The sequence below is a fragment of the Actinoplanes rectilineatus genome (assembly GCF_000962825.1).
Classification (GTDB): Bacteria; Actinomycetota; Actinomycetes; order Mycobacteriales; family Micromonosporaceae; genus Actinoplanes; species Actinoplanes rectilineatus.
The window spans coordinates 132,783-146,158 of record NZ_JZKF01000016.1; the positions used below are offsets into that span (position 1 = coordinate 132,783).

13 protein-coding genes and 2 tRNA genes are annotated in these 13,376 nt (G+C 70.0%); 9 read left to right on the forward strand and 6 right to left on the reverse strand.

The annotated features are described in order from the left end of the window. The first annotated feature begins 3 nt into the window (after nucleotides 1–3). Nucleotides 4–1,581 carry a citramalate synthase gene (gene cimA, locus WH85_RS15145; protein WP_045742491.1) on the forward strand — a complete coding sequence of 526 codons (1,578 nt, stop codon included), beginning with the start codon at nucleotides 4–6 and terminating at the stop codon, nucleotides 1,579–1,581. On the opposite strand, the gene thrS is transcribed toward cimA, so the two are convergent. From thrS to WH85_RS15170, 5 genes are all read right to left on the reverse strand, one after another. Continuing rightward, on the reverse strand, nucleotides 1,578–2,834 hold the full coding sequence (thrS, locus tag WH85_RS15150) for a threonine--tRNA ligase (RefSeq protein WP_281179060.1): 1,257 nt from the start codon (nucleotides 2,832–2,834) through the stop codon (nucleotides 1,578–1,580). The genes cimA and thrS overlap by 4 nt on opposite strands. Before the next feature lie 88 nt (nucleotides 2,835–2,922). After that, nucleotides 2,923–3,459, reverse strand: coding sequence for a GNAT family N-acetyltransferase (locus WH85_RS15155; protein ID WP_045742493.1), 537 nt, complete (start codon nucleotides 3,457–3,459; stop codon nucleotides 2,923–2,925). Continuing rightward, nucleotides 3,456–4,454, reverse strand: a complete 999-nt coding sequence (locus WH85_RS15160) for an endonuclease/exonuclease/phosphatase family protein (protein ID WP_045742494.1) — start codon at nucleotides 4,452–4,454, stop codon at nucleotides 3,456–3,458. The genes WH85_RS15155 and WH85_RS15160 overlap by 4 nt, the downstream gene beginning before the upstream one ends. A 114-nt stretch (nucleotides 4,455–4,568) precedes the next feature. Next, a complete protein-coding gene (locus tag WH85_RS15165; protein WP_045742495.1) occupies nucleotides 4,569–5,909 on the reverse strand; it encodes a M16 family metallopeptidase in 1,341 nt (446 codons plus the stop codon). Continuing rightward, the gene (locus tag WH85_RS15170; RefSeq protein WP_045742496.1) at nucleotides 5,906–7,279 is read right to left on the reverse strand and encodes a M16 family metallopeptidase; all 1,374 of its coding nucleotides are present in this window, start codon (nucleotides 7,277–7,279) and stop codon (nucleotides 5,906–5,908) included. The genes WH85_RS15165 and WH85_RS15170 overlap by 4 nt, the downstream gene beginning before the upstream one ends. Before the next feature lie 49 nt (nucleotides 7,280–7,328). On the opposite strand from WH85_RS15170, the gene arfB reads away from it, so the two are divergent. Next, on the forward strand, nucleotides 7,329–7,754 hold the full coding sequence (gene arfB, locus WH85_RS15175) for an alternative ribosome rescue aminoacyl-tRNA hydrolase ArfB (RefSeq protein ID WP_045742497.1): 426 nt from the start codon (nucleotides 7,329–7,331) through the stop codon (nucleotides 7,752–7,754). Nucleotides 7,755–7,947: 193 nt separating this feature from the next. On the opposite strand, the gene WH85_RS15180 is transcribed toward arfB, so the two are convergent. Further along, nucleotides 7,948–8,889 (reverse strand): 3-methyladenine DNA glycosylase, encoded by a 942-nt coding sequence (locus WH85_RS15180; protein ID WP_045742498.1) that lies wholly within the window; start codon nucleotides 8,887–8,889, stop codon nucleotides 7,948–7,950. A 180-nt stretch (nucleotides 8,890–9,069) separates the two neighbouring features. On the opposite strand from WH85_RS15180, the gene WH85_RS15185 reads away from it, so the two are divergent. The 7 genes from WH85_RS15185 to WH85_RS15215 all read left to right on the forward strand — a co-directional run bounded on the left by WH85_RS15185 (nucleotide 9,070) and on the right by WH85_RS15215 (nucleotide 13,130). After that, on the forward strand, nucleotides 9,070–9,999 hold the full coding sequence (locus WH85_RS15185; RefSeq protein WP_045742515.1) for an ABC transporter ATP-binding protein: 930 nt from the start codon (nucleotides 9,070–9,072) through the stop codon (nucleotides 9,997–9,999). Further along, complete coding sequence (locus WH85_RS15190; RefSeq protein WP_045742499.1) at nucleotides 9,996–10,838, forward strand: ABC transporter permease; 843 nt, start codon at nucleotides 9,996–9,998, stop codon at nucleotides 10,836–10,838. The genes WH85_RS15185 and WH85_RS15190 overlap by 4 nt, the downstream gene beginning before the upstream one ends. Before the next feature lie 8 nt (nucleotides 10,839–10,846). Continuing rightward, nucleotides 10,847–11,092, forward strand: coding sequence for a helix-turn-helix transcriptional regulator (locus WH85_RS15195; protein WP_045742500.1), 246 nt, complete (start codon nucleotides 10,847–10,849; stop codon nucleotides 11,090–11,092). 38 nt (nucleotides 11,093–11,130) lie between these two features. Further along, nucleotides 11,131–11,925 (forward strand): fumarylacetoacetate hydrolase family protein, encoded by a 795-nt coding sequence (locus WH85_RS15200; protein ID WP_063775512.1) that lies wholly within the window; start codon nucleotides 11,131–11,133, stop codon nucleotides 11,923–11,925. 95 nt (nucleotides 11,926–12,020) lie between these two features. Further along, nucleotides 12,021–12,830 carry an SDR family oxidoreductase gene (locus WH85_RS15205; protein WP_045742502.1) on the forward strand — a complete coding sequence of 270 codons (810 nt, stop codon included), beginning with the start codon at nucleotides 12,021–12,023 and terminating at the stop codon, nucleotides 12,828–12,830. A 63-nt stretch (nucleotides 12,831–12,893) separates the two neighbouring features. Beyond that, a tRNA-Gln gene (locus WH85_RS15210) sits at nucleotides 12,894–12,965 on the forward strand. 92 nt (nucleotides 12,966–13,057) lie between these two features. Beyond that, nucleotides 13,058–13,130: transfer RNA gene (locus tag WH85_RS15215), tRNA-Glu, on the forward strand. Nucleotides 13,131–13,376: the final 246 nt, after the last annotated feature.

The following is a 13,376-nucleotide window of genomic DNA, read 5'->3' on the forward strand; positions in this document are numbered from 1 at the left end:
TCGATGGAGTACCAGGTGTTCGACACGACGCTGCGGGATGGTGGGCAGCGCGAGGGAATCAGCTACACGGTGGCCGACAAGCTCGCTGTCGCACGCCTGCTGGACGAGTTCGGCGTGGGCTTCATCGAGGGCGGCTGGCCGGGTGCCATGCCCAAGGACACCGAGTTCTTCGAACAGGCGAAGACCGAGCTGCGGCTCAAACACGCGGTGCTCGTCGCGTTCGGTGCCACCCGCAAGGCCGGCCTGGACGTGGCCGAGGATCCGCAGGTCAAGGCGCTTCTCGACGCGGAAACCCCGGTGGTCTGCGTGGTCGCGAAGTCCGACATCCGCCACGTGGAGCGGGCGCTGCGCACCACCGGCGACGAGAACCTGGCGATGGTCCGGGACACCGTGCGGCACCTGGTCGCGAACGGCCGGCGCGCGTTCGTCGACTGCGAGCACTTCTTCGACGGTTTCCGGCACGATCCGGCGTACACGGCGAGTGTCGTGAAGGCCGCGTTCGAGGCCGGCGCCGAACGCGTGATCATGTGTGACACCAACGGCGGCATGCTGCCCTCGATGATCACCAAGGCCATCGCCGCGTTGACCGAGCTCACCGGGGTGGACGCCGGCGCACTCGGCATCCACTGCCAGAACGACACCGCCTGCGCGGTCGCGAACACCGTCGCCGCGGTCGAGGCCGGCGTCAAGCACTTCCAGTGCACCGCCAACGGGTACGGCGAGCGGCCCGGCAATGCCGACCTGTTCGCCGTGGTCAGCAACCTGCAACTCAAGCTCGGGCTGAAGGTCCTACCGGACGGATGCCTGGAGAAGGCGACGCGGGTGTCCACCGCGCTCGCCGAGATCGCCAACATCGCCCCCGACACCCACCAGGCCTATGTCGGGGCCGCTGCCTTCGCCCACAAGGCGGGGTTGCACGCGAGCGCGATCAAAGTGGATCCGCTGCTCTACAACCACGTCGACCCGTCGGTTGTCGGCAACGACATGCGGATCCTGGTGACCGAGATGGCCGGCCGGGCCAGCATCGAGCTCAAGAGCCGTGAGCTCGGGCTGGACCTGGCCGGCCACCCGGACACCCTGACCTCGGTCACCCGCAAGGTCAAGGAGCTGGAGGCCGGGGGCTGGTCGTTCGAGGCCGCCGACGCCTCGTTCGAGCTGCTGGTGCGCGGCGAGCTGCCGGGTGCCGACGTGGCCCGGCCGTTCGCCCTGGAGTCGTACCGGGTGCAGGTCGAGCACCGGGAGGACGGCACAGTCCTCACCGAGGCGACCGTGAAGGTCCGGGTGCGCGGCGAGCGGGTGATCGCCACGGCGGAGGGCAACGGTCCGGTCAACGCCCTGGACGAGGCGCTGCGGTCCGCGCTGTCCGGCCACTACCCGCAGCTCAAGTCGTTCGAGCTGACCGACTTCAAGGTGCGGATCCTGGAGGGCAGCCACGGCACCAACGCGATCACGCGGGTGCTGGTCGGCACCAGCGGGGACAACAACCGGGGGTGGACGACGGTCGGGGTCCACGAGAACGTGGTCGAGGCGAGCTGGACCGCTCTCGTGGACGCCCTGACGTACGGTCTGGCCGTTCGTTAGCCCCGGCGCGCGGCGATCTCGCGGATCAGTGAGATCGCCGCGGCCGCGGGCATCGGATCGTGGCCACGCAACGCGACCTGGCCATGGTGGACCTCTTTCTCTCCGATCACCGCGATGTAGGGGATTCTTCGAGCTTTTCGGACTCGTGCGCCGATCGAGCCGTCGTGGTGGATCTCCGCGCGGAGACCGGCCCCCCTGGCCGCCGCCGCGAAGTCGTCGGCGGCCTCGTCCTGTGCCGCACTGATCGGCAGGATCGCCAGCTGGACCGGGGCGTACCAGACCGGGAACGCGCCGCCGTGCACCTCGATCAGATGGCCGAAGAGCCGCTCCATCGAGCCGACCAGACTGCGATGGATCATCACCGGCCGCTGCTTCGACCCGCTTCTGTCGATGTATTCCAGGCCGAAACGCTCGGGCTGGTGGAAGTCGATCTGGACGGTGGCGATGGTCCACTCCCGGTCCGCGGCGTCCCGCACCTGGACGTCGATCTTCGGGCCGTAGAAGGCGGCCTCGCCCGCGACCTCGTGGTACTCGATGCCGGCCTGCGCGAGCGCGTCCCGCAGCAGCGCCTCGGAGACGCCCCACGAGTCGTCGTTCCCGCCGTACTTGCGTCCCTCGCCGCGCAGGGACAGCTGCACCGACTCGGGCCGCAGACCCAGCGCCGCCTGCGCCTCGGCCATCAGCCGCAGCACCCGGGCCACCTCGTCGGCGGCCTGCTCCGGCGGGCAGAAGACGTGCGCGTCGTTCAGCGCGATCTGGCGTACCCGGGACAGGCCGCCGAGTACCCCGGAACGCTCGGCCCGGTACATCGGCCCCATCTCGGCGATGCGCAACGGCAGTTCACGGTACGAGCGCCCGCGCGCCCGGAAGATCATGGCGTGGTGCGGGCAGAGACTGGGCCGCAGCACCAGTTCGTCCTCGCCGACCGGCATCGGCGGGAACATGTCGCCGGCGAAGTTCTCCAGGTGGCCGGAGAGTTCGTACATCTGACGTCTGCCCATGCCGGGGGAGTACACGTGGCGGTATCCGTTGCGGCGTTCCAGGTCGTACAGATAGGACTCCACCTCGTGGCGCGCGGCCGCGCCGTCCGGCATCCAGAAGGGGAGACCCGCCCCGATCAGCGGGTCGGAGTCGAAGAGGTCGAGTTCCCGACCGAGCTTGCGATGGTCCTGCATGATGTGCCGTCTTTCTCGAAGGAGCCGGGCGGCATGCGGGAACGGATTCGGCCCCGGGCATGTCGCCCGGGGCCGAATCTCTGGTCGCTGCTCGTGTCAGCGCGGATCGACGCCGGGGTGTCCCGGCGTGGTCGTCACATGAGCGCTGATCAGCATGGTGTCGATGCTAGGGGGCCGACTGGTTCGCGGTCGACCAGTTTTCTTCGAGGAGCTGGTACAGGAAGTGGTCCTGCCACTCGCCGCCGATCTTCAGGTAGCGCGGCGCCATCCCGAACATCTGGAAACCGGCGCGTTCCAGGACCCGCTGCGACCGTACGTTGTGCAGCAGCGTCCCGGCTTCCACCCGGTGCAGGCCGTGCACCGTGAAGGCGTCCCGCAGGAGCAGGGCGACGGCCTTGGTGACCAGCCCACGCCCGGCGTGCCCGGAGTCCACCCAGTAGCCGAGGCTGCACGACTGGAACGGTCCGCGGACGATGTTGTTGAGGTTGACCCGGCCGACGACCCGGCCGTCCTCGACGATCACGTGCGGCAGCGAGGTGCCCTGGTCCAGCACGCCACCGATGACCTGCCGCTGCCCGTCCTCGGTGTAGTACACCTCGTCGCGGGCCGGGTCCCACGGCTCCAGCCATTCCCGGTTCGCCGTCAGCAGCGCGGCCAGTTCACCGGCGTCGTGCAGGGTGACCGGGCGGATCGTCGGGCTCATGACGCCGCCGGAAGGGTCAGCCCGGCGATGATCGCCCGGTGGTCGCTCTTGGTCACTCCGTGCACCTCGTATCCGTCGACGCCGATCCGTTCGTCCACCAGCACGTGGTCGATGGTGACAGGTGGGATCGGGTCGCTGTCGTACGGACCCCAGGTGCCGATCAGACCCTTGCCGGTGGTGGCCGCCGCATCCCGGTAACCGGTGGCGATCAGATCGCGGACCAGCTTGTGGTCGAGCGTCGCGTTGAAGTCGCCGAGCAGGATCCGCGGCATGCCGTGCGGGTCCGCGGCGACCTGGTCACGCAGGTCGACCGCCCAGCCGTCGAGCATGCTGGGATGCGCCGGGGCGAGCGGGTGCACCGACTCGACGTACACCGGGCCGATGCCGGGCACCTGGAGCGTGGCATGGGCCTGCTGCATGCCACCGGCACCGCGGCGGGACGCCTGCTCGCTCATCGGGTGCCGCGAGTAGATGCCGGAACCACTGGCACCCCACTCCGGCGCCAACTGGTTGTACGGCAGCAGCGCCTCCAGCCCGGCGGTCTTCAGCGCGGCCCGGCTGCGCTCGTTGTACTCCTGCACGGCCAGGACGTCGACGTCGTTGTCCTCGATCAGCTTCACCAACTCGGTGGCGCTGGCCCCGCCGAACAGCATGTTCATGCTCATGACCGTCAGCGTGACGCCGTCCGCCGGACCGGTGTCGCGGTCCGGCACCGCGCGGGGCACGACACACACCGCCAGGCCGAACGCCACCAGACCGGACAGTGCGGCCGCGGCCCACCGCCGGGTGACCAGGGCGAGCAGGAACGGGATCGACGACCAGGCCGCGACGTACGGCGTGAAGGCCACCAGCATGATCAGCACGCTGGTCTCGAGTCCGAAGGCCCGCATCACGAACCAGGCGGCGGCCGGGAGGGCCAGCAGCCAGATCAGCACCGTCCGGACGATGCGGGGGCGAGCCGGCCGCCGTTCGGCCGGCGCGTCGGTGATCGTCATGGCGGCGACGTTATCCGGACGCCGCCGCCCGGGGGCCGGTATGGCGTTCCAGGTCACAACATCGATATCCGTCGACGTTCGGGCCGCCCCCGTGGGACGGCCCGAAACCCCAGGTCAGACCTCGGCGTCGACGACGTCGCCGAACTCGGCCAGCCCTTCGGAGATCACCGCGCCGTCACCCTCGACGACGAGCGTCAGGCCGTCCACGGTGAGGTGCCGCGCGGCCGCCTCGGACACCTGCTCGACGGTCGCCTCCAGGTACTCCCGGCGCAGCGTCTCGTAGTAGTCGTCCGGCAGGCCGTGCACCACCAGCGAGGCCAGCGCGCCGGCGATCGCCCCCGGCGTCTGCATCTCCACCGACAGCTGACCGGCCCGCCACGACCGGGCCACCTCCAGTTCCTCCTCGGTGACCCCCTCGAGCTGGGTCCGGGAGATCTCGCCGAGGGTGTCCCGGATCGCCGGGGCGGTCACCGCGGTCTGCACCCCGGCGGCCACCTCGAAACGGCCGGCCCGGCGGGTCATCGCGTACGAGCCGCGGATCCCGTACGTGTACCCCTTCACCTCACGGATCAGGTGGTTCAACCGGGACGTGAACGCGCCACCGAGCACCGTCGCGGCGAGCGTCATCGCCACATAGTCCGGCGTGGCCCGCTCCGGCGCCCGATGACCCAGCCGCAGGGTGGACTGCACCGAACCGGGCCGGTCCACCAGCACGGTGCGACGGGCCGGCGGAACCGGCACCCCGAGCGGTCCGGCCTGCTCCAGAGGTTCCCCGGAGGTCCCGGCGAACGCCGCCTCGGCCAGCGCGTCCAGATCCAGTGCGTCCAGGTCGCCGGCGACCAGCAGCACACCCGGCCGCAGCATCCACGACTCGTGGAAGGCCAGCACGTCCTCGACGGTCACCGCGGCCACCGAGGTGGGATCGCCGTGCAGCGGACGGCGGTACCGGCCCTCGGCGCCGAACAGGGCGGACCGCAGCGCGGCGTCGGCCCGCGGACCCGGCTGCGCCCAGTCCATCCGCAGGGCGGTGACCTCGTCGTCGCGTACCCGGATGACGTCCTCTGCGGCCAGCAGAGGGGTGCGTGCCGCCTCGGCGGCCAGCCGCACGGCGTCGGTCAGCACCGGGACCGGTGCCGCCACGCCGACCCGGAACGTGTCCCAGTCGACCGAGGCGGACAGCTCCGCGCCCAGACCTTCCAGGGCGAGCGCGTACGCCGCCGAATCGCGCTTCCTCGTGCCCTCCTCCAGCGACTTCGCCAGCACCGTGGCGGTGCCCTCACGGCCCTCGGTCTCCCGGGCGGCACTCGCGTCGAGCAGCAGCGCCGAACTGGCCAGGATCTGGCCGGGCAGGTGGGCGGCGATCACCGTGCCGCCGTGCGCGGTCAGGCGGCGCACGGCCGGGAAGGTGTACGGGCGAGCCGGTCCCGGACCGGGACGGGTGGTGATCAGGCTCATGCGGCTTCCTCGGGCTGGGTGTCCTCGGACTGGTTTTCCTCGGGCAGGTAGATCAGGGTCACCCGGGACTCGGGCGCCAGCAGGGTCCGGGCCGCCTCGGTGACGTCCTCCACGGTGACGGCCTGCCAGCGGGGCAGACGGTCCGCGGCGGCGGCCGGGTCGCCGAACTGGGTCGTGTACCGGCCCAGGGTGTCGGCACGGCCGCCCACAGTGGAGACGGTCCGCCACCACGCCGTGGTGAGCAGCGCCTTCGCCCGGTTCAGCTCGTCGGAGCTGATCGGCTCGTCGACCAGGCTGCGGATCACGTCGGACAGGCCCTGCTCGAGCTTCTCCAGCGGCACGCCGTCCTTCACCGTGGCGGTGACGATCAGCGGGGCCGGGGCGTGCGCGAGGTCCACACCGTACGAACCGATGTAGTCCGGCTGCGCGATCCGGGCGCCGTCGGCCAGCCGCTGGTAGAGCCGGCTGCCCCGGCCGTTGCCGAGCACGGTGGCCAGCACGGTCACCGCGTCGTAGCCGGGCGTCCCGAACGGGTGTGTGCGGTGCGACAGATAGATCCGCGGTGCGGGCACGGCGGCGGTCACGGTCTCCCGGGACGCGGCGCCTGCCGGGATCGGCAGCGTGCCGTCCGGGGCGGGCGGGATGTCCGGGACCGCGGCGATCGACCCGAAGTACTTCTCCGCCAGGGCGAACACCTCGGCGCCGGTGGTGTCCCCGACGACGGTCAGCACACAGTTGTTCGGCGCGTAGTACTGCTGGTGGAACGCCTGGAACGTCTCCAGCGCGGCCGCGTTCAGGTCCTCCATCGACCCGATCGTGGCGTGGTGGTACGGGTGCCCCTGCGGGTAGAGCAACGGCAGCAGGCGCAGCCACGCGTCGCCGTACGGCACGTTCTCGTAGCGCTGGCGGCGCTCGTTCTTGACCACCTCACGCTGGTTGTCCAGCGTCTCCTGGGTGAGCGCCGGGACCAGGCCGCCCATCCGGTCCGCCTCCAGCCAGAGCGCCAGCTCGAGATGCTCCGACGGCATGGTCTCGAAGTAGTTCGTCCGGTCCGGGTTGGTGGTGGCGTTCAGCGAGCCGCCGTTGCCCTGCACGAGCCGCATGTGCTCGGTCTTCTTCACGTGCTCCGAGCCCTCGAACATCAGATGCTCGAAGAGGTGGGCGAACCCGGTCTGGCCCGGAGGTTCGTGCCGGGAGCCGACGTCGTACCAGAGGTTGACGCAGACGACCGGAGCGGTCCGATCCTCGCTGACGACGACACGCAGGCCGTTCGCCAGCCGCGTGGTTTCGATGGGCCACGGATACCCGGTCGTGGCGACCGGTGCGGTTGGTGACGTCACCCCACCAATCTTGCACCGTCCGGGACCCATCGATAACCGCGTAGCGCATGATCGTGCCCGGTGGGATGCTGGTGACGTGATGGACGACGTGCGAGTGAACGACCGTCTGACCATTCCGGCGGCGGAACTCGCATGGCGGTTCTCCCGGTCGGGCGGTCCGGGCGGACAGGGTGTGAACACCACCGATTCGAGGGTGGAGCTGTCGTGGGACCTGGTCGGGTCCGACCTGTTGCCGGCGATGCTCAAGGAACGCGCGGTGCAGCGGCTCGGGGCCCGGCTGGTCCAGGGAGTGTTGACGATCACCGCTTCGGAACACCGGTCGCAGCTGCGCAACCGGGAGGCCGCGGCGGCCCGTCTCGGCGGGACGGTGGCGGGGGCGATCGCGCCGCCGCCGCGAGCCCGGCGGGCGACCAAGCCGTCGCGGGGGGCGGTCGAGCGGCGGATCGCGGAGAAGAAGCGGCGTGGCAAGACCAAGGAGAACCGGCGGTCCTTCCCCTCCGACTGACCCACCCCGCCGCCCGCAAGCCGGTGTGGTGAGTTCGGCCGTGCCGGCCGCCCGAATTCACCACGCTCGTAAGCCGGTGTGGTGAGTTCGGGCGTGTCGGCGGCTCGAAGTCGGCACGCTTGTGAGTCGGTGTGGTGACTTCGGGCGTGTGCCGCGCTCTTCGGAAGTGGCGCTCACGCGTACCCGATGAAGGTCAGCGCTGGTTGAAGGGCGCGACCGCCTCGCGATTCTGGGCCGAGGCCTCCGGGCCGAGGAGTTCTTCGCAGACGCGGATGAGACGGCTGCGCAACGCCGCGGCCCGGCGGGCGAACTCCCGCTGACGGGCGACGTACTCCGCCTTGCCCTCGGCCGTCTCGATCTTGACCGGGGGATGGCCGTAGGAGGTCAGGTCATAGGGGCTGGCCTGCATGTCGAGCAGGCGGATCTCACCGGCCAGGGCGAAGCAGTCGAGCGCCAGCGCGCCCGGCACGGCCGGACTGAGTTTCTGCGCCCATTTGTGTACGTCCATCGCCGCGTGCAGACAGCCGGGCTGGTCCAGGTCGACCTGGGTGGCCCGGGTCGGCTGCAGACGGTTGAGACCGACGGCCTCCGGGGTGAAGAACCGGAACGCGTCGAAGTGGGTGCAGCGGATGGTGTGCTGCTCGACCACCTTGTCGGTCTCCGCCTGACCCAGGCGCAGCGGCAGCTGGTGCCGGTGGTCGGGGTCGCGGTAGACCATGGCCCACTCGTGCAGGCCGAAGCATCCGGAGAAGACCGGCCGGGACGCGGTCGCGGTGAGCAGGCCGTGGATGTAGCGCACGCTCTCGCCGCGGGCGTGCAGGAACGCGTCCACGTCGAGGGTGACCACGCCGTCGGTCAGGGTGGTGTAGAACTTCCAGCCGGAGTGTTCGGTCGCGCCGTCGGTCACCGGGGAGAGCCCCGCACCGACTCCCGGATGCCATCGCCGCAGCATGGCCGGCCTGGTCCCGTAGTAGTCGTAGAGGAAGTCCTCTATGGCGTGCTTCTCGCCCGACGCGCGACGGCCACGGTAGCCCGCGGTCATCTGGTCGGCGCGCTCGGCGTGCGCCCGGGCGAGGGGTATCCAGGTGACCGAGGACAGCGTGGTGGTGAGCGCCCTCACCTGCTTGATCCCCATCGCACCAATGTATATAGCCAAGGCGATCAACACGATCACCGTTTGGCGCGAATGAGTTCCGCCACGTTATGTGTGCTGCCCGAACCCGGAGGGTCATCGACCTATTTGTCGGTATCAGCATCTATCATGTGCTCGGTAATGTAGTAGACCTACTACATTCTTGATAACCTGCTGGACATGATGGAGACGGTTACGACGGGGGACTTCGGCGCCGGCCGGGGTGTGTCGATCACCGAGCCGGTCATGGAGGTCCGTGACCTCCGGATGAGTTACGGGTCCCGCGCGGTGCTCACCGGCGTCGACTTCACCGCCCGGCGGGGCGAGGTGCTGGTGCTGCTCGGGCCGAACGGCGCCGGCAAGAGCACCACCATCGAGATCCTGGAGGGCTTCCGGCGGCGTTCCGGCGGTACGGTCCGGGTGCTCGGGGAGGACCCGGAGCGCGGCACCGAGGCGTGGCGGGCCCGGCTCGGCGTGGTCCTGCAGTCGTGGCGCGACCACGGCAAATGGCGGGTGCGCGAGTTGCTCGGGCACCTGGGCGGCTACTACACGGCCTACTCGACGCCGGTGAGGACCCGGCCCTGGCAGGTGGACGACCTGCTGGAGGTGGTCGGGCTGACCGGTTCCGCGGACATCCGGATCGGCAAGCTCTCCGGAGGGCAGCGCCGCCGCCTCGACGTGGCGATCGGCATCGTCGGCCGGCCCGACCTGCTCTTCCTCGACGAGCCGACGGTCGGCTTCGACCCGGAGGCGCGCCGCGAGTTCCACGACCTGGTGCACCGCCTGACCGATGTGGACGACACCACCGTGCTGCTCACCACGCACGACCTGGACGAGGCGGAGAAACTCGCCGACCGCATCCTGATCCTGGCCGGCGGGCGGATCATCGCGGACGGGTCGGCCGACGCGCTGTCGCTGCGAGTGGCGGGCGAGGCCGAGGTGCGCTGGAACCACTCCGGCCAGCGGTTCGTGCACACCGACACCGACGCGACCTCCTTCGTCCGCAAACTCTTCGAGCAGCACGGCGAGGAGATCACAGACTTGGAGGTACGCCGGAGCAGCCTCGAGGAGACGTACATGCGACTGGTCCGCGACGCCGAGGGGGAAGCATGAGGGGACACCTGCTGCGGTCCGGCCTGACCCGCGGCGTGATCGAGTTGCGGCAGACCCTGACCAACGGGACCGACCTCTTCGGGTACGTCCTGACCCCGGTCCTGCTGATCGGGTTGCTGTTCCTGATCCGTGACAAGACGGTGCCGGGGTCGGAGATCTCACTCGGGGCGTACAGCCTGGTCAGCTCGCTGGCGATGCTGCTGGTGCTGGGCGCGCTCACCTCCACCGCGCAATACCTGACGATGGACCGGGAGGACGGCACCCTGCTGCGGGCCAAGGCCACCCCGAACGGGATGGTCGGCTACCTGATCGGCAAGATCGTGCTGATCGTCGGGGCCACGGCCGTCAGCTGCGTGGCGGCGCTGGTGCCCGGCTGGTTCGTGGTGGACGGCCTGCGCCTGGACGTGACCGGCGCGCTGACCCTGCTGTGGCTGGCCCCGCTCGCGCTGCTCGCGATCATGCCGACCGGCGCGATGCTCGGCGCCTTCTTCAACAACGCGCGTACGGCCGCGGTGCTGATGCTGCCGGTCACCGGGCTCACCGCGATCTCCGGCATCTTCTACCCGCTGGCGATGCTCCCCGGTTGGCTCCAGGGTGTCGCGCAGGCCTTCCCGATGTACTGGTTAGGGTTGGGCCTGCGGTCCTCCTTCCTGCCCGACAGTCTGGCGGCCGCCGAGGTGAGCGGCTCCTGGCGGCTCCTGGAGGCGGCCGGCGTGCTGATCCTCTGGTCGGTGGTGGGCCTGGCGCTCGCCCCCGGAGTCCTGCGCCGGATGGCGAGCCGGGAATCCGGGTCGGCGGTGGCGGCCCGTCGTGAGCGGGCGATGAGTCGGGCGGTCTGAGGGAGCTGATGGCCGGCAGCGAGGTCACCTACAACCGGATCGCGATGCTGCGGGCCGAACGGGGCATCTCCCGCCGGCAGCTCGCGGACGCCCTCGGCGTGCACTACCAGACCGTCGGCTATCTGGAGCGCGGCGAGTTCAGCCCCAGCCTCCACCTGGCGCTTCGCATCTGTGCGTACTTCGAGGTGCCGACCGAGGTGGTGTTCTCCCTCGCACCGTTCCCGCGGCTCGGCGCGGAGTCCCGCCCGGCGTAGATTTCGGGGGACAACAGTTTTGAGGGATGGGGTTCCCCGTGCGTTTCGCCCGTTTTGTTCATGCCAACGGAGTGTCGTTCGGCGTCGTCGAGGGTGACGACCCGTCCGCCCTGACGGTCGCCGAGATCAGCAGCCTGCCGTTCGAGGCTGTCAACCGCACCGGCCAGCGCTGGGCCCTCCCGGACGTGCGCCTGCTCGCCCCGATCTTCTCCAGCAAGGTGATCGGGGTCGGCCGCAACTACGCCGACCACGCCGCCGAGATGGGCAACGAGGTTCCCAAGGAGCCGCTGATCTTCATCAAGCCGTCCACCTCGGTGATCGGCCCCAACGACGCGATCCGGATCCCCTCGGTCACCGACCAGGTCGAGGAGGAGGCCGAGCTCGCCGTGGTGATCGGGGCCACCGGCGCCCGGCGGCTCAACCGTGCCGACGCCGAGAAGGCCATCTTCGGCTACACCGTCGCCAACGACGTCACCGCCCGTGACCTGCAGCGCAAGGACCCGCAGTGGACCCGGGCCAAGGGCTTCGACTCGTTCTGCCCGCTCGGCCCGTGGATCGAGACCGAGCTGGACGTGCGCGACCTCGAAGTGCGGGCCGAGGTCGGCAAGGACCCGAGCAACCTCGAGGTGCGCCAGATCGGGCGGACCAAGGACATGGTCTTCGACGTCCCGAGCCTGGTGTCGTACGTGTCGCACGTGATGACGCTGCTGCCGGGCGACGTGATCCTCACCGGGACACCGGCCGGGGTCAGCCGGATCGTCCCCGGCGACACGGTGTCGGTCAGCGTGCAGGGGATCGGCGAGCTGCGGAACACGGTCGTCTCGCTCGACTGACCGTCGTCACCCCGGCGGGGGCGCACTCCGCCGGGGTCAGCGGGTTCCCGTTATTCCGTATACCCTACGAAGATGGCTTCCGTAGGGGGTGCAAGATGCGAATCCTGGTAACCGGCGCCACGGGAAACGTCGGCCGGATGGTCGTCGACGAACTGCTCACCCGGGACTTCGACGACGTGCGGGCACTCACGGTCGACCCGGAACGGGCCGCACTGCCGGCGGGCGTGTCAGTGGTCCGCGGCTTCCTCGGCCGGACAGCGACCCTGCCGGCGGCGCTGGACGGCGTCGACGTGATGTACCTCGCGCCACATCCCGCCACCGCCTTCGAGGTGTGCCGGATGGCCGCCGACGCCGGCGTGCGGTGGATCGTCGACATGGCCGGCGCCAAAGGCGACCACTGGCAGGTGATCGAGGACGCGGTCGAGGCGTGCGGCGTGCCCTGGACCCACCTGGAACCCGGCGAGTTCATGGTCAACGCCCTGATCTGGGCCGACCAGATCCGCTCCGGCGACGAAGTACGCGACGCCTGCCCCCGGGCGGTCAACGCGCCGGTCGCCCAGGAGGACATCGCGGCGGTGGCCGCCGAAGTGATCCGTGGCGGACCGGACCGGCACGCGGGTCACTCCTACGAGTTGACCGGCCCGGAGGCGCTCAGCCGCCCGGAGAAGGTGGCGGCGATCGCTGCGGCCCTCGGCCGGCCCCTCACGTACGTCGAACTCACCGGAGCCGAGGCGACAGCCCGGTTCACCGCGATGATGGGCGAGTACGGCCCCTGGTACCTCGACGGACTCGCCCAACTCGCAGCCGCGCCGCAGGCTGCGGGATCGACCGTTTCCGACCTGCTGGGGCGCCCGGCGATGACCTACGCAGAGTGGGCTCGTCGTCACTCTGGCCTGTTTCGGTAACCCGATTTGGCGGGAGGGGTGGGCTCGGGTAAAGTTCTCTTCGGCGCGGCAAGCCGGGCCAAATGGGGTATGGGGTAATTGGCAGCCCGACTGATTCTGGTTCAGTTAGTCTAGGTTCGAGTCCTGGTACCCCAGCGCTACCACTCCCTTCCGGGAGGGTGGCGCTGGAAACTCTGATGGGTTCCAGCGCGGCCACTCCCGGTGGGAGCGGATGCGAAGGAAGTTCTGGTCCCGTCGTCTAGCGGCCTAGGACGCCGCCCTCTCAAGGCGGTAGCGAGGGTTCGAATCCCTTCGGGACTACAGAGCGAGGAACGGCCCGCATCGGAAACGGTGCGGGCCGTTTCGTTTTTTCGGGCCGCTGGTTTCGGGCCGCTGGGTTTCGGGTTGCTCGCTTCTCGGGTTGCTCGCTTCTGGGGCCGTTTCGCTTTCCGGGCTCGTGGAGTTAGCTCAGCCGTCAGCCGTCAGCCGTCAGCCGTCAGCCGTCAGCCGTCAGCCGTCAGCCGTCAGCCGTCAGCCGTCAGCCGTCAGCCGTCAGCCGTCAGCCGT

Excerpts from the sequence above, each read along its gene's own strand:
- cimA (WP_045742491.1), top strand. The coding sequence starts at position 4 with ATGGAGTACCAGGTGTTCGACACGACGCTGCGGGATGGTGGGCAGCGC.
- WH85_RS15155 (WP_045742493.1), bottom strand. The coding sequence starts at position 3,459 with ATGAGCCCGACGATCCGCCCGGTCACCCTGCACGACGCCGGTGAACTG.
- WH85_RS15160 (WP_045742494.1), bottom strand. The coding sequence starts at position 4,454 with ATGACGATCACCGACGCGCCGGCCGAACGGCGGCCGGCTCGCCCCCGC.
- WH85_RS15165 (WP_045742495.1), bottom strand. The coding sequence starts at position 5,909 with ATGAGCCTGATCACCACCCGTCCCGGTCCGGGACCGGCTCGCCCGTAC.
- WH85_RS15170 (WP_045742496.1), bottom strand. The coding sequence starts at position 7,279 with ATGGGTCCCGGACGGTGCAAGATTGGTGGGGTGACGTCACCAACCGCA.
- arfB (WP_045742497.1), top strand. The coding sequence starts at position 7,329 with ATGGACGACGTGCGAGTGAACGACCGTCTGACCATTCCGGCGGCGGAA.
- WH85_RS15180 (WP_045742498.1), bottom strand. The coding sequence starts at position 8,889 with ATGGGGATCAAGCAGGTGAGGGCGCTCACCACCACGCTGTCCTCGGTC.
- WH85_RS15185 (WP_045742515.1), top strand. The coding sequence starts at position 9,070 with ATGGAGACGGTTACGACGGGGGACTTCGGCGCCGGCCGGGGTGTGTCG.
- WH85_RS15190 (WP_045742499.1), top strand. The coding sequence starts at position 9,996 with ATGAGGGGACACCTGCTGCGGTCCGGCCTGACCCGCGGCGTGATCGAG.
- WH85_RS15195 (WP_045742500.1), top strand. The coding sequence starts at position 10,847 with ATGGCCGGCAGCGAGGTCACCTACAACCGGATCGCGATGCTGCGGGCC.
- WH85_RS15205 (WP_045742502.1), top strand. The coding sequence starts at position 12,021 with ATGCGAATCCTGGTAACCGGCGCCACGGGAAACGTCGGCCGGATGGTC.